The organism is Salegentibacter flavus (assembly GCF_900115145.1).
GTDB lineage: Bacteria > Bacteroidota > Bacteroidia > Flavobacteriales > Flavobacteriaceae > Salegentibacter > Salegentibacter flavus.
Genome location: NZ_FOVL01000005.1, coordinates 145,398 through 167,211 on the forward strand (window position 1 = coordinate 145,398; position 21,814 = coordinate 167,211).

The 21,814-nt window shown below is 40.1% G+C and carries 14 protein-coding genes; 3 read left to right on the forward strand and 11 right to left on the reverse strand.

Features of this window, described 5'->3' with window-relative positions:
* Positions 1–6 precede the first annotated feature (6 nt).
* Positions 7–2,922, reverse strand: coding sequence for an FAD-binding and (Fe-S)-binding domain-containing protein (locus tag BM266_RS06010; protein WP_093407144.1), 2,916 nt, complete (start codon positions 2,920–2,922; stop codon positions 7–9).
* Positions 2,923–3,062: 140 nt separating this feature from the next.
* Between BM266_RS06010 and BM266_RS06015 the strand changes: the two genes are divergently transcribed.
* Positions 3,063–3,551, forward strand: a complete 489-nt coding sequence (locus BM266_RS06015; RefSeq protein WP_093407146.1) for a hypothetical protein — start codon at positions 3,063–3,065, stop codon at positions 3,549–3,551.
* A 61-nt stretch (positions 3,552–3,612) separates the two neighbouring features.
* Here the strand turns inward: BM266_RS06015 and bshA are convergent, their stop codons facing one another.
* The 7 genes from bshA to BM266_RS06050 form a co-directional block, all read right to left on the reverse strand.
* Positions 3,613–4,743, reverse strand: coding sequence for an N-acetyl-alpha-D-glucosaminyl L-malate synthase BshA (gene bshA / locus BM266_RS06020; RefSeq protein ID WP_093407149.1), 1,131 nt, complete (start codon positions 4,741–4,743; stop codon positions 3,613–3,615).
* A gap of 42 nt (positions 4,744–4,785) precedes the next feature.
* Complete coding sequence (locus tag BM266_RS06025; RefSeq protein ID WP_093407226.1) at positions 4,786–7,710, reverse strand: serine hydrolase domain-containing protein; 2,925 nt, start codon at positions 7,708–7,710, stop codon at positions 4,786–4,788.
* Positions 7,710–8,195 carry an ABC transporter ATPase gene (locus tag BM266_RS06030; protein ID WP_093407152.1) on the reverse strand — a complete coding sequence of 162 codons (486 nt, stop codon included), beginning with the start codon at positions 8,193–8,195 and terminating at the stop codon, positions 7,710–7,712. Before BM266_RS06030 ends, BM266_RS06025 begins: the two co-directional genes overlap by 1 nt.
* Positions 8,196–8,280: 85 nt before the next feature.
* Complete coding sequence (locus BM266_RS06035; RefSeq protein WP_093407154.1) at positions 8,281–9,072, reverse strand: (Fe-S)-binding protein; 792 nt, start codon at positions 9,070–9,072, stop codon at positions 8,281–8,283.
* A 42-nt stretch (positions 9,073–9,114) separates the two neighbouring features.
* Positions 9,115–10,455: a 4Fe-4S dicluster domain-containing protein gene (locus BM266_RS06040; protein ID WP_093407157.1), complete on the reverse strand. Its 1,341-nt coding sequence runs from the start codon at positions 10,453–10,455 to the stop codon at positions 9,115–9,117.
* A 10-nt stretch (positions 10,456–10,465) separates the two neighbouring features.
* On the reverse strand, positions 10,466–11,416 hold the full coding sequence (locus tag BM266_RS06045; protein WP_093407160.1) for an MlaD family protein: 951 nt from the start codon (positions 11,414–11,416) through the stop codon (positions 10,466–10,468).
* A gap of 54 nt (positions 11,417–11,470) precedes the next feature.
* The gene (locus BM266_RS06050) at positions 11,471–12,574 is read right to left on the reverse strand and encodes an N-acetylmuramoyl-L-alanine amidase family protein (protein WP_093407162.1); all 1,104 of its coding nucleotides are present in this window, start codon (positions 12,572–12,574) and stop codon (positions 11,471–11,473) included.
* Between the two features lie 137 nt (positions 12,575–12,711).
* Between BM266_RS06050 and BM266_RS06055 the strand changes: the two genes are divergently transcribed.
* Both BM266_RS06055 and BM266_RS06060 read left to right on the forward strand, forming a co-directional pair.
* A complete protein-coding gene (locus BM266_RS06055) occupies positions 12,712–15,426 on the forward strand; it encodes a putative LPS assembly protein LptD (RefSeq protein ID WP_093407165.1) in 2,715 nt (904 codons plus the stop codon).
* A 12-nt stretch (positions 15,427–15,438) separates the two neighbouring features.
* Positions 15,439–15,822, forward strand: coding sequence for a RidA family protein (locus BM266_RS06060; protein ID WP_093407167.1), 384 nt, complete (start codon positions 15,439–15,441; stop codon positions 15,820–15,822).
* A gap of 23 nt (positions 15,823–15,845) precedes the next feature.
* Here the strand turns inward: BM266_RS06060 and BM266_RS06065 are convergent, their stop codons facing one another.
* From BM266_RS06065 to BM266_RS06075, 3 genes are all read right to left on the reverse strand, one after another.
* Positions 15,846–16,214: a methylglyoxal synthase gene (locus BM266_RS06065; protein WP_093407170.1), complete on the reverse strand. Its 369-nt coding sequence runs from the start codon at positions 16,212–16,214 to the stop codon at positions 15,846–15,848.
* Position 16,215: 1 nt separating this feature from the next.
* Entirely contained in the window at positions 16,216–17,202 is a 987-nt protein-coding gene (pfkA, locus tag BM266_RS06070; protein WP_093407172.1) for a 6-phosphofructokinase, read from the reverse strand.
* Positions 17,203–17,347: 145 nt separating this feature from the next.
* On the reverse strand, positions 17,348–21,754 hold the full coding sequence (locus BM266_RS06075) for a translocation/assembly module TamB domain-containing protein (RefSeq protein WP_093407175.1): 4,407 nt from the start codon (positions 21,752–21,754) through the stop codon (positions 17,348–17,350).
* Positions 21,755–21,814 lie beyond the last annotated feature (60 nt).

A 21,814-nucleotide genomic window follows, 5' to 3' on the forward strand; every position in this document is an offset into this window, starting at 1 on the left:
ATAATTTTAAATTAAAGCTCCCCTTAAAATCGTTATGGGATGTTTTGCAATCCGTTTTGTGCCATCAAAAATCTGGTGGCGACAACTCGTCCCATTTGCTGAAATGATCGTCTCTTCAGGAGTTTTTCGCACCGCTGGGAATAAAGTTTGTTCCCCAATGTTCATACTCACTTCGTAATGCTCTTTTTCATATCCAAAGGAACCTGCCATACCGCAACAACCCGAAGGTATGATACTTACTTTGAAATTTTCAGGATGGTTAAGTATATCAAAGGTAACCGCCGTATTGGACAAGGATTTTTGATGGCAATGCCCGTGAATTTTAATGGTTTTTTCTTCTGTAGAGAATTGTCCTGGTTTAATATTGCCAAGTGCCATTTCTTTTTTCAGGAATTCTTCAATCATAAAAGAATTTTGTGCCAGTTCCTCTGCTGCCTCTTTATCGTCAGCAAGTCTTAGGTATTCGTCTCTGAAGCTTAAAATAGCTGAAGGTTCAATTCCTATTAGAGGTTTTTCATCAGTTATGAGATATTTAAAGATGCTGATGTTCTTATTGGCAAAATCCTTAGCTTCTTCAAGGAAACCTTTTGAAAGATGGCTTCTCCCGCTTTCCTCATGTTGCACAATTTCTACCTGGTAACCTAATTTACTCAGTAGTTCCAAACTATCGATACCAATTTCAGCATCCAGATAATTAGTGAATTCATCATTGAATAAATAAACCGTTTTTATAGGTTTTTCCACCTTTAAACGATCTTTATTTTTACGGTAGAATCTGCTTAGGCTCTGTTTTGAAAGTTGTGGCAGGCTTCTTTCCGATGCAATTCCCATTGCTTTCTTAGCAATTCCGGCTGTGAACTTGTTGCTGAATAGGAAATTAGAAAATCCCGGAGTTTTGGAAGCGAGTTTGTTCATTCTTCCATTATTGACAAAAGCCTTACTTCTCAGGGAAGTTCCGTTCTCCTTTTGATACTGGTAAAGGAATTCAGCTTTTAAAGCGGCCACATCTACGCTGGAAGGGCATTCACTTTTACAGCCTTTACAACTGATACAGAGATCAAAAACCTCTTTTAATTCTTTATTATCAAATTTATTTGGTTTTTCTGAATTGGTTAGGAATTCCCTTAAAGCATTAGCACGGGCACGGGTTGTATCCTTTTCATTTTTGGTAGCCCTGTAGCTGGGGCACATAGTTCCACCGGCCTCAGAAGATTTTCTGCAGTCTCCACTACCGTTACATTTTTCAGCAAGCCTGAGAATTCCATGGGATTCAGAAAAATCCATAAGGGTTTCAATTTGTGGCTCAGATCTATCCGGTATATATCGTAAAGAAGTATCCATTGGCGCTGCATCGATTATTTTCCCGGGATTGAATATATTTTCAGAATCAAAGGCCAGCTTAATATTTTTAATAAGATGATAGTTCTTTGGACCGATCATCATCTCGATAAATTCTGCCCTTACCCTACCGTCACCGTGCTCTCCGCTAAGGGAGCCGTTATACTTTTTTACAAGTTTTGCAACATCCTCGGTGATCTGCCGAAACAACTTTACATCCTCAGATCTTTTAAGGTTTAGAATAGGTCTTAAATGTATTTCCCCGGCCCCGGCGTGGGCATAATACACCGCATCCTGACCGTAATTTTTCATAATCTTACCAAACTCCGAAATATAATCGGCCAGTTGTGGCAAGGCAACCGCCGTATCCTCAATACAGGCTACAGCTTTCTTGTCTCCAATAATATTTCCCAGCAATCCCAGTCCGGCCTTTCGCAATTCCAGGGCAAGTTCTATCTGTTCGTCAAAAAGTACAGGTAAAGCATAGCTCAAGCCTGAATTTTCAAGGGTTTCCAGCAGGGCTTTGGTTTGCTTTTGCAACTCTTCCTGGGAATTTGCCCGCATTTCCAGCATAAGGATAGCCTGTGGGTCTCCTTCAATAAAAAAACGGTTCTCCTTATACTTCAGGTTCTGTTTGGTACAATCCAGGATCACCTTATCCATCATCTCGCAGGTATAGAGCGAATGTTCCATCGCGGGAACTACCGCCTGCATACAGGTATCTATACTCGAAAAATGTGCAGCGATCATCGCAGTATTAGGTGGCTGCAAGGCGTCTAGTTGCAGGGTGATCTCGGTGGTGAAGGCAAGGGTACCTTCACTTCCGCTTAAAAGTCGGCACAGGTTAATTGGATCGGTTGTTTCTGAAAAGACTTCAGAATAGATGAGTTCATCAACTGCATAACCGGTATTTCTACGATGTAATTCTCTAGGGGGAAATTTTTCAATGATCTCTTTTCTGGCTTCGGCAGGAGATAATTCAGCATAGATCTTTCTGTATATCTCCCCTTCCAGATTTTCCAGCTTAAGCTTCTGCTGAAATTCTTCAGAAGAAATTTCTCTGAATTCGGCTTCACTCCCATCGCTGAGTAAAACCTTCATAGAAACTACCTTGTCACGGGTAGTGCCATATTTTATGGAGGTCGTTCCGCTGGAATTATTTCCAACCATTCCGCCAATCATACAACGATTGGAGGTGGAAGTATTTGGTCCGAAAAACAAGCCGTGTTCGGTCAAAACACGATTCAGGTCATCTCTTATGACCCCGGGTTGCACCCTAGCTGTCTTTTCCTGAGGATCTATCTCCTTTATATCGGTAAAATGTTTTGAAACATCTACTACAATACCATCACCTACACATTGGCCGGCGAGGGAGGTCCCTGCTGTTCTGGGGATAAGGGAAGTTTTGTTTTCCCTGGCAAAAATGATAAGTCGTTTAAGGTCCTGCTCGTTTTTAGGGTAACAAACGGCCAGGGGCATTTCCCGGTAGACAGAAGCATCGGTAGCATAAATTGACCGCCATAGTTCGTCGTAATATAACTGACCATCAATTTCCTGCGAAAGCTGTTGCAATTTTTTTTCCATAGTAAGCCGTTAAAATTACGTAAAATAAGCTAAAATACTTAACAGATTTTTATGGAATATTAACAATAGATTGGGCTGGGAAGGCGTTAACATTCTTATTTAACAATTAAATTTGCACAACGAATCTAAAAACTATGAACATGAAAAAATTGATTTTAATTGCTGTATTTGCTTTTGGCGCTACATTCATGAGCCAAACTCAGGCACAGAGTATTTCTGAAAATGCACTTGGATTAAGACTTGGTGGAGGAGGCGGAATTGGTCCGGAAATTTCCTACCAAAGAGCTCTTGGAGATAACAATCGTTTGGAATTAGATCTTGGTTGGCGCACCCATAGTGATTATGATGCCTTTAAGGTGACGGGATTATACCAGTGGGTTTGGAATATTGATGGCGGATTTAACTGGTATGCCGGCCTTGGTGGTGGTGTTGGTAGTATTGATGATAACGATGAAGATCATAACGATGGTGCGTTTTTATTCATTGCCGGAGATATAGGAATTGAATATAACTTCGATATTCCGTTATTATTATCGCTTGATTTCAGACCTGAATTTGGTTTTAATGACTACGACGTAGTCGATCAATTTTCCCCGGACATAGCGCTAGGGATAAGATACCAGTTCTAAAAACTGATCTTTTTAAAAACTAAAAAAGTGGAAGTAAACCTTCCACTTTTTTAGTTTCTTGTTATTTCTTGATTAAAGCTTTTTCATAGATTGCCTCGTACATAGGAACAATTTTGTTAATATCAAATTTAGTGGCAGTTCGTAATGCCCCCCTTTTAAATTCCTTAAGTCGCTTTTCATCGCTTAGGATATACAAAGCATTTTTGGCCATATCTTCTACATCGCCCACATCGCTTAAAAATCCCGAAACTCCTGCATTATTAACTTCAGAAAGCCCACCGGTATTGGTTGAGATCACGGGAACTGAATGCACCATAGCCTCCAGGGCCACCAATCCAAAACTTTCGGTTCTGGAAGGTAATAGAAACAGATCTGAAAAACACAGTATTTTATGGATCTCATGACTTTCCCCAAGGAAAAGCACTTTTTCTTCAATTCCGAGATCAATAGCCATCTCTTCAGCCATTTCTTTTTCCGGGCCTTCACCAACCATCATTAGTTTAGCTTTCATTTTCTTTTGAATTTCGTAGAAGACCTTTATTACATCGTCTATACGTTTCACTTTCCGGAAATTACTAATGTGGGTAATTATTTTTTCATCATCTCCTGCCATCAGGCCTCGTTGGCAGTCTGTAAAAGACATTCGATCACATTTGGTAACGTCTATAAAATTGGGAATTACATCAATTTCTTTGCGTATGTCGAATAAATTCAAAGTATCGGTCCTTAGGCTCTCGGAGACAGAAGTAACCACATCACTATTATTAATGCTAAAAGTTACAGCCGGTTTATAGAATGGATGATTACCCACAAGGGTGATATCAGTACCATGAAGGGTTGTTACCATAGGAAGTTCAATTCCTTCCTCAGCCAGCATTTTTTTGGCCATATAGCCCGCATAGGCATGTGGAATGGCATAATGAACATGTAAAAGCTCAATTCCATGAAGTTTTACCATATTCACCAGTTTACTACTTAATGCAAGTTCATAAGGTTGATAATGAAAAAGTGGATATTCGGGAACGTGGACTTCATGAAATCTAACATTACTCGATAACTGATCCAGCCTTACCGGCTGGCTGTAGGTAATAAAATGAACTTCGTGACCACGCCTGGATAGTTCAAGACCTAACTCGGTGGCTACTACTCCACTCCCACCAAAAGTAGGGTAACAAACAATGCCTATTTTCATCAGAATTTTATTTAAATATTAACTTATTCTTTTGGTAATCCATTAAAAATCAATGGCATCATAGATTACTCCCTGAATTTTTGATCGTACATCTTCCCTTATTAATTTTCTATTGTTAGAATCGGGGAAGGTCCTGTTAGACAAAAACACGTATACTATCTCTTCTTCAGGATCTGCCCACGCAAAAGTACCGGTAAATCCTGAATGTCCAAAACTAGACATGGAAACGCAATTACAGGTTGGACCGGAAGTTTGCAGTTGTGGTTTGTCGAAACCAACACCCCGCCTTACATCTTCTTCACAATAATAACAGGTATTAAATTTTCCTACAGTTTCTTCTTTAAAGAATTTTTCACCTCCATAGGCACCATTATAAAGGAAAACATGCATCATTTTAGCAACATCGTTTGCCGTGCTGAAAAGACCGGCGTGTCCACCAATCCCACCTTGCATTGCTGCGCCCTGATCATGAACATAACCATGAACCACCTGGCCGCGCCAGAGTTTATCGTTTTCGGTAGGAACTATCTGCTCCTTTTGGAATTTCGTTAATGGAAGGTAACCTGTATAATTTGCTCCTAAAGGTTTATATAAGTTTTCCTGTGTAATGCTGTGTAAAGTGGTCTGGTAATAAGCCTCGAGATAATACTTCAGCATATAAAAAGGAAGATCACTGTATTTGTACTTTTGCCGGGATTCCAGTTTGCTTTCTTTTATAATATCCAGAATCGTATCCTGCATATCATTACGAATAAACATTTCCTCGGCTACAGTAGTATTGAAATCTGCTGATGGTGTTTTCGAATAATAAACTGTAGAGGGCTTTCGCGTTACTTTGTCAATAGTTGGCACATAAAATGGCAACCATGCTTTTAACCCCGCATAATGCATAAGCATATCCTGAAGTGTGATATGTCCCTTATTTGAGCCTTCAAAAAGTGGAAGCAATTCATCCAGGCGAGTGTCAAAATTCACAATCCCTTCTTCTTCCTGTTGCATGATAAGCGGAAGGGTTGCGAGAATCTTGGTTAAAGAGGCCAGATCATAGAGCGAAGTGTCACTAACCGGAATATTTTTTTCGTAAGTATGATATCCGAAATTCTTCTGGTAAACAACCTTTCCTTTTCTGGCCACAAGAATCTGGGCACCCGGGGTCATTTCCTTATCGATGGCATCTTCAATAATGCTATCTATTTTTTGAAGTTTATGGGAATTAAGCCCTACATTTTCGGGTTTTCCATAGGACATCCGGTTAAGACCTTTGGTCTGAAAACCCGTCCCTACAGGATATTCAGTTCCCAGGCTCACGGGTAGTAAACCCTTTGCCTCTAACCCTCCAAAAATTACCTGAGCCAGCTTTTGCTGGGCAATTTTATTGTTTTGATACCCAATTAAAATTCCCTCCAGATTTTGGGTGGGTAAGGGTGTCAATGCGTATGGCCTGGTAAAAAGTCCTAGGACGGTGGTGTTTTTGCGGGAAATTTCGTGAATCCATTCAATTTCCCTGGGTGAGAATTTATAACCTGCCCAGGGGTTCACATCAGGTTTATGAAAACCAATTACTACATAATTATATTCCTCCAGTTTATTTAACAAACCTGAAATTGTGGTCGCACTAACCCAGTCTACCTTGGCATATTTTCGCATCTGCGCCAAAAATTCGCTGCCATCGGCATCTCCAAAATTCACATAGGCTATCTTCTTTTTCTCAAGATTTTTAATCGGAACAACAGCTTTGTTATTCTTAAGAAGGGTGAGCGAACTTTCTACCAGGGATTCAAAAAGCGCACTGTCTCTAACCGTTTTTAATTCTTCGTAGATGTACCCGGGCCGTACGGGCTTGTAATTGTTTAGACCAACCTTATATTTAGCCAAAAGGATCTTTTTTACCGAATGAGCGAGTCTGGGTTCAGAGATGGTTCCTTTTATATAGGCGTTTGTTATGGTTTCTATGGCTTTAGGCACATCTTTAGACATTAGCAAAATATCATTTCCTGCGAGAAAAGCGGCAAGATCTATTTCTCCGATAGTCTTATAATCTGCCGCTCCTTTCATATTAAGCGCATCGGTAAAAATAAGTCCGTTAAAACCCATTTGATCTTTGAGCAGATCAGAAATAATATTATTGCTTAAAGAAGACGGCAGGTTCTCCCGGTTTTCAAGTTGGGGAACATTTAAATGAGCTACCATCACGCTGGAAAGTCCTTCCCGGATTAAATCATAATAAGGATAAAGTTCTACCTCTTTAATTCTTTCTTCTGAAAAACTTATTGTGGGAAGCGTTTTATGCGAATCTGAATCGGTATCGCCGTGTCCGGGAAAATGCTTTGCGCTGGAAAGCACGCCTTCCTTGTGCATCCCTTTCATAAAAGCGACAGATTTTTCAGCCACATTTTCCTTTTCTTCCCCAAAACTTCTGTTCCCGATAATGGGATTATTGGGATTGGTGTTGATGTCTACCACAGGCGCAAAGTTTATATGCACTCCCATTCTTTTACTATGCCTGCCAATAGCTGCCCCGGCAGATTCAATTAGTTTGTTGTCTTTAATCGCGCCTAGTGTCATATTCCACGGTAAGGCAAATGTAGAATCAAGACGCATAGAGAGACCCCATTCGGCATCCATTCCAATAATGAGCGGAAAATCTGATAGCTCCTGAAATTCGTTGTGAATACTGATTTGTCTTTTCGGACCTCCCTTAGAAAAAATGAGACCGCCAATTTTATGTTCTTTAATAAGCTTTCGGGTCCTGTTCAGTTCTCTTTCTGAAGCACTCGAGAATACATCAACCATAAATAACTGGCCAATTTTCTCATCAAGGCTCATTTGCGCATACACGCTATCAACCCATTTTCGCTGAGCTTCAGCATCATCAGCCAGTAAAGGATGTGTGTTCTGTCCGAATGAATTAAAGCTAATAAAAATGAGAAATAAAAACAGGAAACGAATCTGCCCCTTAAAATTCATCATTTTAAAAATCTGTTGTGCCAACTTTCAGAGGCAGGAACCTCCCAGTTATTCAAATACTCTTCTTTATTATTTACGAGGTTGTTAAAAACAATAGTATTTGGAGAAACCGATTTGTTTTTAGCCATTTTCCTGAAATCAATCAGGGTCTTATACGCTACAAATTCTCCTTGTTTGTAAGAAACGTTCATCTTATCCAAAAGATCTACATTGTAGTCTTTTTCAAGTTGTTGAATAAAAGCAACGGAAGCATCTATCGAACAACCGGAGGCAGGATTAACCTGTTGGTCAAGTCCAATAGTGATAAAACGCTTATATTTAATATCGTAACCTGCTTTAAGTCCGGAGCCGTGCACTGTCCATTGGGTTAGAAATTCATCTAACCTGGCTTTTATTTCTTCTAATTCTTCCTGGGTAAAAGAACGGTTGGCCTGATAAACCCAAACACGTGCAGAGTCTGGCAGGTTTTCAAAGGGTACTAACATTTGATGTAAATTTAGGTGATCACAAAACTAATTGATTTCCCTGTTGGAATTCAAATATAGTACCAGTTTTTAGTGTTAAAATCCCCTATAAATCTTCAGCGGAAGCGATAAGTTCGGCAACGTCCATTACAGCAATGTCGTCTTCCTGATTTTTGCTTTTTACGCCATCGGTCATCATGGTATTACAAAACGGACAACCTGCTGCGATAACTTCTGGTTGAACTTCTAAAGCCTGTTCGGTTCTTTCGATATTTACATCTTTATTACCCGGTTCAGGTTCTTTGAACATCTGTCCGCCTCCTGCTCCACAGCATAAGCCTTCGCTCTTGCATTTTTTCATCTCAATGAGTTCTACCTCGAGTTTACGAAGTAAATCGCGTGGTGCTTCATATTCTCCATTTCCACGTCCCAAATAACAAGGATCGTGAAAAGTGATGCGCTTACCTTTAAATTTTCCTCCTTCAACTTTTAACCTACCTTCTTCAAGGAGTGATTTCAGAAACTGGGTGTGGTGCACTATCTCGTAGTTTCCTCCCAGGGCGGGATATTCGTTCTTGATAGTATTAAAGCAATGAGGACAGGCAGTTACTATCTTTTTTATTTCATAGCCATTAAGCACTTCAATATTGGTCGCAGCCTGCATTTGGAATAAAAATTCATTTCCGGCACGTTTTGCCGGATCTCCGGTACAGCTTTCTTCCGTACCCAAAACCGCAAAATCCACTCCGGCGTTATGTAGTAGTTTTACAAAAGCTTTGGTTATTTTTTTTGCACGATCATCAAAACTTCCGGCACATCCCACCCAAAAAAGGACTTCGGGTTTCTTGCCTTCCGCCATATATTCGGCCATTGTAGGTACCTTTAGTGCTTCTGCCATAATTGTATAATTTTATTCAGAAATTTTTCTTCTTGATTAGTCTTAATTCTCATTAGCCCAGTTAAGGCGATCCTGTTGGTTATAGGGCCAGGGCGCTCCATTATTCTCAATATTTGTCATCGCGATCCCTAATTCATTAGGAGCGGCGCTTTGTTCCATAACAAGATACCGGCGCATATCAAGAATAATTGAAAGTGGATCTATCCCAATAGGACAGGCCTCTACACAGGCATTACAGGTGGTACAGGCCCAAAGTTCCTCCCGAAGAATATAATCATCAAGCAATTGCTTGCCATCGTCTTCGAATTTTCCATTTTTATTGATAATCTCTCCTATTTCTTCTACCCGGTCGCGGGTATCCATCATAATTTTCCGGGGAGATAATTTCTTCCCTGTTAGGTTTGCAGGGCACTCAGAAGTACATCTGCCACATTCGGTACAGGTATAGGCATTGAGTAATTGCACCCTATTGAGATCCATCACATCTGAAGCCCCGAATTTTTCGGGTTCAGCATCTGATTCCTCTTCCGCAGGTCCGGCAAAAGGATCGGCATCGGGATCCATCATTAATTTCACCTCGTTGGTCACGGCTTCAAGGTTATCCATTTCTCCTTTTGGCTGAAGTTTTGAGTAATAAACATTAGGGAAAGCAAGAAGTATATGTAAATGTTTGGAATAATAAAGATAGTTCAGGAATATCAAAATTCCCAGAATATGAAGCCACCAGGCAGCCCTTTCTATAATGATAAGGCTTGCATTGCTCATTCCGTCAAAAATAGGGAGTAAAAACTGGCTCACCGGGAAGGCCCCTACAATACCCGCTTCCTGCGAATAGTGTGCGGCACCGTTTAGCTGAAGCTGATAATCTGTAGCATTCATCACCAAAAACAGGAGCATAAGTACCATTTCGAAATAAAGAATGTAGTTGGCGTCATTTTTAGGCCATCCTTTTAATTCCCTGCTTAAAAACCTGTAAATATTGCTGATGTTTCTTCGGGTCCAGAAGATAATTACTCCTATGAGAACCAGCAGCGCCAGGATTTCAAAAGATCCGATAAGGAAGTTATAGAATCCACCCATAAAAGATAGTATCCGGTGGGTACCCAAAAGACCATCAATAATGATCTCCAGAACTTCAATATTGATGATAATAAAGCCAACATATACTATTACATGAAGAATTCCGGCAATGGGTCGTTTTACCATCTTACTCTGTCCCAATGCTATTCTGGACATTTTGGCCCAGCGTTCGCCAGACCGGTCGGTGCGGTCTATAACTTTTCCTAATTTAATATTGCGGATCAGGCGTTTTACATTTCGGGTAAAAAACCAAATACCGGCCACCAGGGCCAATAGGAATAAAATTTGGGAAATGATTTGCATAACAGGTTGGTTATTTTAACGAATCCTGCGGCGGCTCATAAGGTCCTGGTTTTTTACCAAAAACAGAGAAGTGAACATATCGCTTAGGATTCAGTTTTATATCTTGTAATAATTGTTCCAGCTCTTTTGTTGCTCTGTCAAGATTATCATATACCTTATCGTCATTAAGCAATTTTCCTGCAGTTCCCTGGCCATTGGTCAGGTTACTGGAAATCTTTTCAAAATCGGCGACCACACTTTCAATATCATTGGTGATCTTACCTATATTCATTGTTGATAACGTATCAGAGAATTTATTGAAGTTGGTAGACATTTCATCCAGGTTTGTAAAAGTCCTGTCTAATTTAGATGAATTGTTTTTTACCAGGCCTTCCAGTTCATAAGCCGTTCCTTTAAAAGAGCGAGCCGTTTCTCCCAGATCTTTAAAGGTGCTTCTGATATTGTTGCGGGTACTATCATCCATTATTTCGTTTAACGCGGTTAGCAAAGAATCGGCGCTAACAATGGAGCTTTCGATTTTTTCCTGGAGCGGGGCTAGTTTTTCATTTACCAATTCCATGATACCCTCTTCCACCTCGCTTTTTAAAATATCTCCGGATTCGGCCATCTCAGGATCATCATAATTAGGGATGATAGCCAGTGATTTTCCGCCAAGGATACTACCTCCGTATACCTCGGCAATACTGGATTTAGAGAATTGAAAATCATTTTCTACGGTAAATGTTACCCGGATCAACCCAGACTGGTCTACAAAATCAATATTAGTGATCTGACCTACTTTGAGGCCGTTTATAGTCACGGGCGAGGAAGGAGACAAGCCCTCCACATCATCATACATGGCGTAAAAGGTCCTGCTCGAATCGAGAAGATTTTTTCCTTTCAGAAAACTGTAACCAAATATCAGGAGAATGATAGCTGTAATAGCTAAAAGGGCAGTTTTTACCTCACGTGTAAATTTCAAGAGCTATTTTTTTTGGATATGCACAAATTTAGAAATAAAAATAGAAAGATAACTCTAATTGACCTCAGATTTTAACGCCTCATTAACCGTAATCTTTTTATCATCTTTAAAGGCAACAATGAAACTTGAAGGATATCCCTTCTCTTTTGCTTCTCTATGCAATTCCTGAATTCTCATGTAACTAGAGGTGTCTCCGTAGTAGTATTTATACAGCCTATCCTCTTTTTCTCGAGTTACATTCCTAAACCCCTTGAAGTTATAGGGTTTTGTTTCCAGTTTAGTGCTGCCTGCTGCCAATTGAACTTTAAAGGTAATACCTTCATAATAATCTGAAGATTCAGCAATCCCAAACTCCCGGTCTGAAATACTTTCCAGGGTGTTCAAATTAATGTTTTCGGCATACTTAATAATAGCATCAACAATAGCATTTGAAAGATTATCCTGCCCTTTTCTGCTATTTAAATAAGGGCCTTCATGATTATTGGTTAAAAATCCGGTTTCGATTAATACGCTGGGCATAACCGCATTTTTTAATACAAGAAAACCGGCCTGTTTTACTCCACGATTCTTACGTTTTAGTTTATGGGTGAAATTTTTCTGAATAAAATCGGCAAGGAGAATACTTTGGTTAAGATACTCTTCCTGCATAAGAGCCATTCCTATATAGGACTCAGGAGAATTGGGATCAAAACCTCCATAGGTTATTTCATAATCCTCCTCCAGGAAGATCACAGAGTTCTCCTTCTTAGCCACCTCAAAGTTTTCCTGAGATTTATGAAGTCCCAGCACGAAAGTTTCGGTGCCGTAGGCCTGAGAATTATGAGCATTTAAGTGAACCGAAACGAAAAGATCGGCGTTAGCATCGTTTGCAATTTTGGCTCTCTGTTTAAGCTCGATAAAAACGTCGCTCTTACGGGTGTAAATAACTTCAATATCTCCTCGTTTTTCAAGGGCCTTCCCTACTTGCAACACAATGTTTAAAGCAATTTCTTTTTCCTTAAATCCATTACCCCGGTTTCCGGGATCTTTTCCGCCGTGACCGGCATCCAAAACAACTACAAAACGATCTCGTGGTGGCTTCTCAGTTTCATAAGCATACAGGTAAGATGCTGGCAGAAGAAAAATTAATACGAAAAGTTTAAGTAAGTTCGTTCTCATAAATATGTAACGCAAAGTTTGGGGTGAATATTTTAATTACTATTTTTCCTTAAATCTCAAATCCAAGCTGAAAAAATATATGTAATTTTGAATTCGCAAAAAGCGAGCCATTCCGTACAAAAATAGCACTTAAAGCATTGCAACCAACTATACTTAATATACTTTTTTGCTCTATTTTTTTTCTTTTTCCGGGTATAATTGCAGCCCAGGAAATCGGGAAACAAGACGGAATTGAGATTGAAGCCCAGCGTGATACCCTGGTTTCGGTTGGAGATTCACTTCCTCTTGCTCAAAGCATAAAATCACTCGATACCATTGTTGGAGATGCTATAGTTCAGGATACAATAAAACCACAGGGAAATCAACTTATCACCGATGTTGTTACTTATACCGCGAAGGATTATATGCGGATTAGCCAGAAGGAAAACAGAATGTATCTTTATAATGAAGCCCAGATCACTTATGAAGACCTGATCATTAATGCTGGTTTAATTGTAATTGATAATAATAAGAATGAAGTTTATGCCTATGGTATCCCCGACTCTACGGGGGCATATTCACAAAAACCGGTGTTCACCCAGGCAAACCAAACGGTAGAACCCGATTCAATTCGCTTTAATTTTGATACCGAAAGAGCCCTGGTTTATAATTCCAGGACTCAGCAAGCTTCCTTTAATGTATTGGGAGAAGTTACCAAGCGGGAAAATGATTCAGTTTATTTTATGCAGAATGTAAAGTTTACTACTTCAGAAGACGTAGAAAACCCCGATTATTTCTTCTATGCCCGGCGGATTAAATTCGTTCCCGATAAAAAGATCGTTTCAGGGCTGGTAAATATGTACATCGCCGATGTTCCTACACCTCTGGGATTGCCTTTTGGATATTTCCCTATGACCGAGGAGGAAACCTCAGGGTTTATCCTTCCCAGTTTTGGAGATAGTAGGAGAGGTTATTTTCTTCAAAATGGCGGTTATTATTTTGCGATTAGCGATTATGCAGACCTTATGGTGCTGGGAGCCTATTATACCAACGGGAGCTATGAGTTAAGCACGGAAACCAATTATGCAAAACGATATAAATTCCGGGGTAATTTCAGATTAAGGTATGAGAACCAGCTGGATAGTGAACGTGGCTTTCCGGATTATGCTGAAAGGACACAGTACAACATACAGTGGACTCACAATCAGGATGCAAAAGCAAATCCCAATTCACGATTTTCTGCATCGGTTAACCTTGGGAGTAGCACCTATTACAAAGAATCTGTAAATCAAGGAAATACAGGGAATTTCTTAAATAATACTTTAAGTTCTTCGGTGTCATACAGTAAGACTTTTGAAGGAGAGCCTCAGGTTAATTTAAGCCTTGCGGCAAGGCATTCCCAGAATACCAACACGGAAAGTATTAATATGAGTTTGCCAACCGCTCAGTTAAGCATGTCCAGAATATATCCCTTCGCCCCAAAAACGGGCGCGAAAAAGGGATTCATCGAAAATATCAATTTACAATATAATTTTAGAGGAGAAAATCAAATCCAGACTACCGATTCGCTCTTTTTTCAACCAGAAATGTTTGAGGGGATGAATTTTGGTGCAAAGCATACCATCCCGGTTTCTACCAACTTTAAGGTATTTAAATATTTAAGCGCAAGTGTGAATGCCAATTATAACGAAAACTGGGTTTTTAAAACCTTTGAGCGCTCCTGGGATGATGTGGCGAATGTAGAAGTTATCGATACCATTAATAAGTTTGATTCTTACCGAACCTATAATTTTAGTAGCAGTATAGGGACTACAATTTACGGTTTAAAAAACTTTGGAAAAGACAAGAAGATACAGGCTATACGCCACGTTATGCGCCCTAGTATAAGTTATAATATTAATCCTGCCTTCGATCAGTATTACGATAGCTATGAGCGTATTAATCCTGCAAATCCGTTGGAAACCAATATGGTTGATTATTCCCGGTTTCAGGGAACGCTCTACGGGGCACCGGGAAGAAGGTTTTCAAGTTCCATTGGTTTAAGCCTAAGCAATACCCTGGAAGCTAAAGTTCGCTCTAAAGACAGCACCGCAACTGAGCCTGAAAAGATCACCTTACTTAACAATTTTTCTTTAAGTACTTCATATAATCTAGCGGGAGACTCCTTACGTCTATCCCCCATTTCGATCCGAGGAGGAATTCCTATTATTCGGAATAAACTGGATATAAATGTTGCCGGGAATATAGATTTATATGCGTTAGACAATAACAACCGAAGGATCGATAAGTTGAATATTGAAAATGGTGGGAGTCTGTTCCGGTTTACTAATGCCAATATAAGTTTTGGGTATTCCTTTTCTAATAAGGATTTTGAAGGGGATGCTGAGGAAGATGATGAGCTGGAAAATGAAACTTACAGAAATGGTGGGCGTCGTGATGATCTCTTTGGAAAAGGCACAGATATGGACGGCCGGTTTTATGAGGAAGATGATTTTGAAGATGAAAGCCGTGATGATCGCGACGACAGATGGTATAATTATAAGGTACCATGGGATCTCCGGTTATCCTATACGATGACATATAACAACAATGCCAGGCAAAATGAGATCACCTCTCATTCCATAATGTTCTCGGGAGACGTAGAAATTTCCCCAAAATGGAAGGTAGGTGGTTCTTCGGGGTTCGATTTAAAGGAACAGGGTTTCACGTATACCCAGTTGCGATTTCAACGGGACCTTGATAGCTGGAGAATGAGTTTTAACTGGGTACCTTTTAGTGAACGCAGCTCGTGGTACTTTTTTATAGGAATTAAATCATCTATCTTAAGCGATATTAAATATGATAAGCGACGGGAACCAGACCGCCGGCTTTAAAAAATCAATATTATGAAAAGAATTATCAAAACCAAAAATGCACCGGCTCCTATTGGGCCATATAATCAGGCAGTAATGAGTGGGAATATGCTCTTTGTATCGGGGCAAATAGCTATTAATCCTGAAACCGGTGAACTGGAAATTTCAGATTTAAAAAGGGAAACCAGCCTTGTGATGGAAAATCTTAAAGCAATCCTTAAGGAAGCAGGTTTAGGTTTTGAAGACGTAATTAAAACCTCCATTTTCATTAGTGATATGAATAATTTCGTCCAAATAAATGAGGTTTATGCTAAGTATTTTGATGCAGAGACTGCCCCTGCCCGGGAGACCGTGGAAGTGGCAAACCTGCCAAAATTCGTAAATGTGGAGATAAGCGCTATCGCTGTGAAATCCTAAATACTAACCAGAAGGAAACCAAATTAAATTCCCTGAATTAGCAATTTAGCGGTGGCCGGATTAGTTGCCAGCGGAATATTGTGGACGTCACAAATACGCATCAGCATAAAAATATCTGGTTCGTGAGGATGTTTGTCCATAGGGTCCCGAAAGAAAATAACCATTTGGATCTGCCCTTCTGCGACTTTGGCGGCAATCTGTGCATCCCCGCCTATGGGACCGGAAAGTAATTTTTCTACTTCAAATCCGGCTGTTTCGGTTTTTGCACCGGTTGTTCCCGTGGCTATAAGATGGATTGCCTTGGATTGCAGGATTTCCCGGTTTTCATTTAAAAACTGCACCATTTCAGCTTTCTTCCCATTATGGGCTATTATGGCAATTTTTTTCTTCATTTTAGGTGGAAAGTATATCTGAAATTCTTAGTAACTCCTTATTGATCGTTGGTTTGTCTTTCAAAGCTTTATCCAGGTCGCAGGCTTCTATTCGATTATTCATCATCCCCACCATTACATTATGCTCGCCGTCCAGAAGTAATTCCACAGCTTTCACGCACATCCTGCTGGCCAGAACCCTGTCAAAACAGGTAGGACTACCCCCGCGTTGGATATGGCCTAATACGGTTACTTTAGCATCATAGTACGGAAGATTTTCCTTAACATAATCTGCGAGTTCAAATACATTTTTCCCGATCTTGTCCCCTTCTGAAACTACCACGATACTGGAGGTCTTACCAGAGCGCCTACTTTTTTCAAGGGAATTTAATAATCTATCGAGGCCTAAATTTTCTTCAGGAATAAGAATTTCCTCCGCGCCGGCACCAATTCCACTGTTAAGCGCGATAAAACCCGCATCCCGGCCCATAACCTCCACAAAGAATAATCTATTGTGAGAGCTTGCGGTATCCCTTATTTTGTCAATGGCCTGAACAACTGTATTTAATGCGGTATCGTAGCCAATGGTGTATTGAGTTCCAAAAATATCATTATCAATCGTACCGGGAACTCCCAGAACCGGAATACCATGTTCTCTAAAGAGTGCCTGCCCACCTCTAAACGTCCCATCCCCACCGATAAGGATCATAGCGTCTATGCCAAGTTTTTTAATGTTAGCTGCGGCTTTTGCCCGGCCTTCTTCAGTTAAAAATTCTTTAGAACGTGCAGATTGCAAAATGGTGCCCCCAAGTTGAATGATATTTCGTACACTACGAGCATTTAGCTCCAGGTAATCATTCTCTATCATTCCCTGGAAACCTCTTTTAAAACCAAAACATTCCACATGATAATATGCGCAGGCCCGGGTTACAGCTCGTATGGCAGCATTCATTCCAGGGGAATCGCCCCCGGAGGTCATTAATCCTATTCTTTTTATTCTTGGTGACATATTCTTTTATTTAACATTATAAATCTACGAAAAAGCCTTAAATAGCCGCACCTGGATTAAATTTTAATTCATGGCTAACACAACAACAAATAGCAGTTTTTAAAATAAAAGTGAATTCGGATCATTCCGGCAAATTCCTACCAATTTAATTGGAGCGTTTTTCCGGGAAATCTATGTAATCCGGCGCGATAGATTTTGGCGATTCTTCCTGTTCTTCCTCTTCCTCAGATTTTATATTTTCCTGATTCAGGATCTTCTGAATCAATTCCTTGAAAGTGTCGAAATCAACGGAATAAGAAAGCCCAATTCCCTGGGTGAACCCAATCTCTTCCCCTATGAATTGGATATTGTTTTCGCGATTAAAAACCTTTGCTCTTAGCGACCCATCTTCATTCAGAAGAAAATCTATCTGCAGGTCACCAACAATTATTGACTCTGTAACTCCGCCAATAGGAACCCCCACCTGCCCGTTAATAATCACCCTGTCGCTAATTTGAGTTGAAAGGGTAAGACCGAATCTGTCTACAGTTTGCTGATCCGGGGTGCGGTCTCCCTGAACATAGTTCACGCCTACCTGGAATTTGCCATCCTCATCGGCAAAAATATCGTTAACAATACTGGAGGCTCTTTCTGCCAGTGTTCCTGTAATGGCATTTTGACGTAGGCCGAATTCACTATAAAACGACCCTTGGGTAACCAGGAATAGTGCCTGTAATTCCCTGCTCGCCCTGTCATCCATCCTGTATTCCAATTCTGAACGTACCACCGAGCTCGCATTAGGAAAATCAATTTCAAAGGTGATATCGGGTTGAATGATCTCTCCCTGAAGGTCTATGATCACTTCCACCGGGATTTTTCGGTTTATGCTGGGGTTTTCAAGGAGAACAGCAGGGTTGGCATTAAGTTCATAGATTGCCCGAACATCCAGTTGCGCGCGGGCCGGATTTCCGTTCCAGTTAATGCTTCCGCCAGATTCCACATTGAAGACCTTTTGCACCAAACCAGCATATTTGAAATTGTAGACTCCTTCATAGGCCACAAAATCACCCCACATATTGAATTTCCCATTGGTATTGATTTCTAGCAACAGGTTTCCTGCACCTCGGCCGCGAAGCGTGCTTCCGCTAGTTTGATCTACCACCACTTCCACTTCAGCATCATTGGTTACATCCAGATCAAAAACCATTTCTATACCTTTCACCTCTTTGGTAACGATTTGTTCGCCGGCCAATCGCGCCGCTTTTTCTTCGGGGCTCAGGAAATAGATATAGGAATTATCTCCGGCCGATACGGTTTCATTCAGCGGAATCTTAAAAACAGTACCTCGCTCAGTGGTGGCATTCACTTCAATTAAAAGCTCATCGGTAGGCCCTTTAATACTTGCTTCTCCACTAATAAAAGCGGTTCCGTAATACAGAGCATCTTCACTTGCTTCGGTATCAAGCACCAATAGTCTGTCTGTTGTGATATTGAGATTGAGCATCCATTCCCGGAAATTGCGATGCCTTATATAGCCATCAAGAGTTCCACGGGTACCATATTTAGTGTCCACTAATCCAATTTGATCAAAATTGAATTGTTGTTCGGTAAGGTTAATCGTGGCATCATCCCTGAAATCAAAATCCACATTCAAATAAGGAATTCTAAGGCCTGCATCTAATAGACTTAACTGCCCTGAAAATTCTGGATTCTTGTAATTTCCAGTAACTCCAGCGCTTCCTGTAGCAAAACCTCTTATATTACTGATTACTTCTCCACCCAGCGGACTAAAAGCTGCCATATTTAGGCGATTGAGTTCCACATCGAGATCAATGCTGGGTTCCTGACCACTAACATCAATATTTCCCAATGCCGTCAGTGATTCGAAGTTCTCCTTTCTTAGGGTCGCATCAATATTATAATTGGTAAGATCTTCATTACCTTCTACATCGATTACAAGGTTCCCCAAAAGATTGTCATTCACATCCAGGGAATCAATGCGTAGAGATGTATTGGGATAATAGGCCCCATCCTCCTGTAACAAATCCAGTTTTCCGTTAAGGGTGCCGGCCAGTCTCAGGCTATCGATTTGCGGAGTGATCTTACCGACATCCACATTGTCAAATTCCATACTGAAATTTTTATAAGTTGAATCCCGAAGTACTCCGCTAAGTCTAATTTCTTCATTCTGATGGCTCATCACCAAAGAATCGATTGTAAAGTTTTTAAAATTATTATCGAAAACAATTTTATTGCTCTTATTCCGGTCTTCATTGATATACCAGATATTTTCCCTGAAGCGAATATCAGATCGCTGAATGCCTACTACCGATTTATTTTCTTCGTTTATGGTATGAAAAAGGTTGATGTTAAACACATCGTCATTTTTCTTTCCTCCCTGGAATTCTGAGCGGATAAAAAGCGTATCCCTTTGAGTTACATTAATAAAACTGAATTCTGAAAAATTATAAACTTCTGTAGAAACGCTATCTGATTCAAAATAGGTGTTATAAATGGGGTTGGTATTATCTACCTGCAGATTCACGTTTTCCAACATATTTCCGAATAGATCTATCCTGGGAGACTTGAAGGTGATCTTGAATTCAGATTCGTCTGATTCCACCCTGCCGCGAATAAAAGTGTTTGGAGCCAAAGTAATTTCGGGATAAAAAACCTCTACGATCTTGTTGTAAATATCAAAATCAAATTCCATAAACTGATTACTGGTTATGGTTTCGGGCTCATAGTTAGTATAAATACTTCCCAGGGAGTTTTTAAACAAGTCAACAATCTCGGCCACCTGAAAAACACCTTGTACCTGGCCACTAATCACATCGGGGGAATTGATCTCTATAGTTCTCACCTGACCTTCAAAACTGGAAACTATGCTAAAATCATCAAAAAAGTAATGGTCATTTTGATTTTGGTACGAGGTATTAAGTAGTAGTATCTCCCCAAAAGCATTATCTATCGTAGTGCCTTTCATATTCATAATCACATCACCCTTAAAAACCGAAATACTATCCCTGGTTACCAGGTTTAGTTCATTCAGATTAGCATAACTAACCGCAGCCTCAAAGTCGTAAACGTTTATTTCTTCAGAAAGGTCAGCAAGGCCATTAAATTCCATCCTTAAATTAGGATCATTGGCCATAAGCAAACCATTAAATACCGGTTGGCGCATATTACCAATTACCCTGATATTCGAATAGCTGTAATTATTGAATTCCAACTGGGAAATCTGGCCTTCCAGACGTGTGCTTAAACTTTCCTGGTCGAAGCCTGTGCCGTCTACATTTAAGTTGAAACTGGTTTTTCCGAGATTTTCGTTGTTAAACAATCTTCCTAAATTGAATTCTTTCAGAATCAGGTTACCTTTGTACTCTGCCAGTTTAACATTACTGAAATTATTAAGTGTAAAGAAAGCCTCGGCATCTCCCAGTTGGGTGGTGAGGTCAATATCGGCATCCAAGGAGTTTTTGGTAAGAATAGCATCACCCACTATCCTGATATTTCCAAAATCCCGAATGTTTTCCGGTAATTTTCCACGCAGGTCCCCTGGTAATAAATTCACCAGATCATAATAATTTGAAGTGAACTCATTAAAATTACCATCAATCCTCAGATTCTCTCCTCTATTTGAGAAAGCACCTTCCACCCTCACTCTACCATCAACACGGCTACGGTCCATTCCTTTTAGGTCCAGATCCTCGAGATAAAAATCATTAAGTGAACCACTTAATTTAGTGTCAAAAACCAGTAACTGGTCATCACCAAAACTATCGTGAAAGACTTTCAAATCTGAACTTGAAACAGCTGTTTCTTCAAAATCACCCCTTATCTGGACCTTATTGGTAAAATCAGAAAAATCGCTCAGGATATAATCCAGTTGTAAATCGGCTTTAATCAGGGAATGCGGGGTTCGGAGAATAAAGTCATCCAGGATCATTCCCGTTGGAGAATAACTAAGATCGGTACTTAGGTGATTTATATTGAGACCCCGTTTTTCAGTACCTCTAATATTGGTGATTTCGGTGGTAATCTTACTCCCTTCTATCTCAAAATCTTTTGTAAGCAGAGCTAAATTGTCGAGAACGATTATTTCAGGGTTATCAAGGTTTTCGTTAACAAGACTATAGTGACCATTCAGAACTTCAACAGTGCTTACATCCAGCCTGAACACGGTTGAATCCCCTGTAGGCTCGCTTTTTAATTTGTCGAGAAATATCGCAAGATTGTCCTTATCCTCATTTGCGTATTTTTTCATTTTCAGACTAAATCCATCTAATTGGGTAAAACCCAAGGAAGGGTTTCCGCCTATTAAATTTGACAGGCTTAAAATTGAAGTTCGTACCTGTCGGGCATGTATGAGCGTATCGGCGTGGTGGTCTTCCACGAAAATACCATTGAGCTTAACTTTACCAAAATATCCTAAACTTACCCTTTCCACCGAAATATTAACATCGTTGTTTTCTTTAAGGGTTTTTGTAATCCTCCCGGCAACCGAAGTTTGTACCGCCGGAATGGAGAAAATTATAAGAAGTAGAATAAAAAATAAAACCAGCGCAACCACGGTTCTAGTTAATATTTTCCAGAATTTTTTGATACGCTTTTATGTTTTAACTTTGTACAC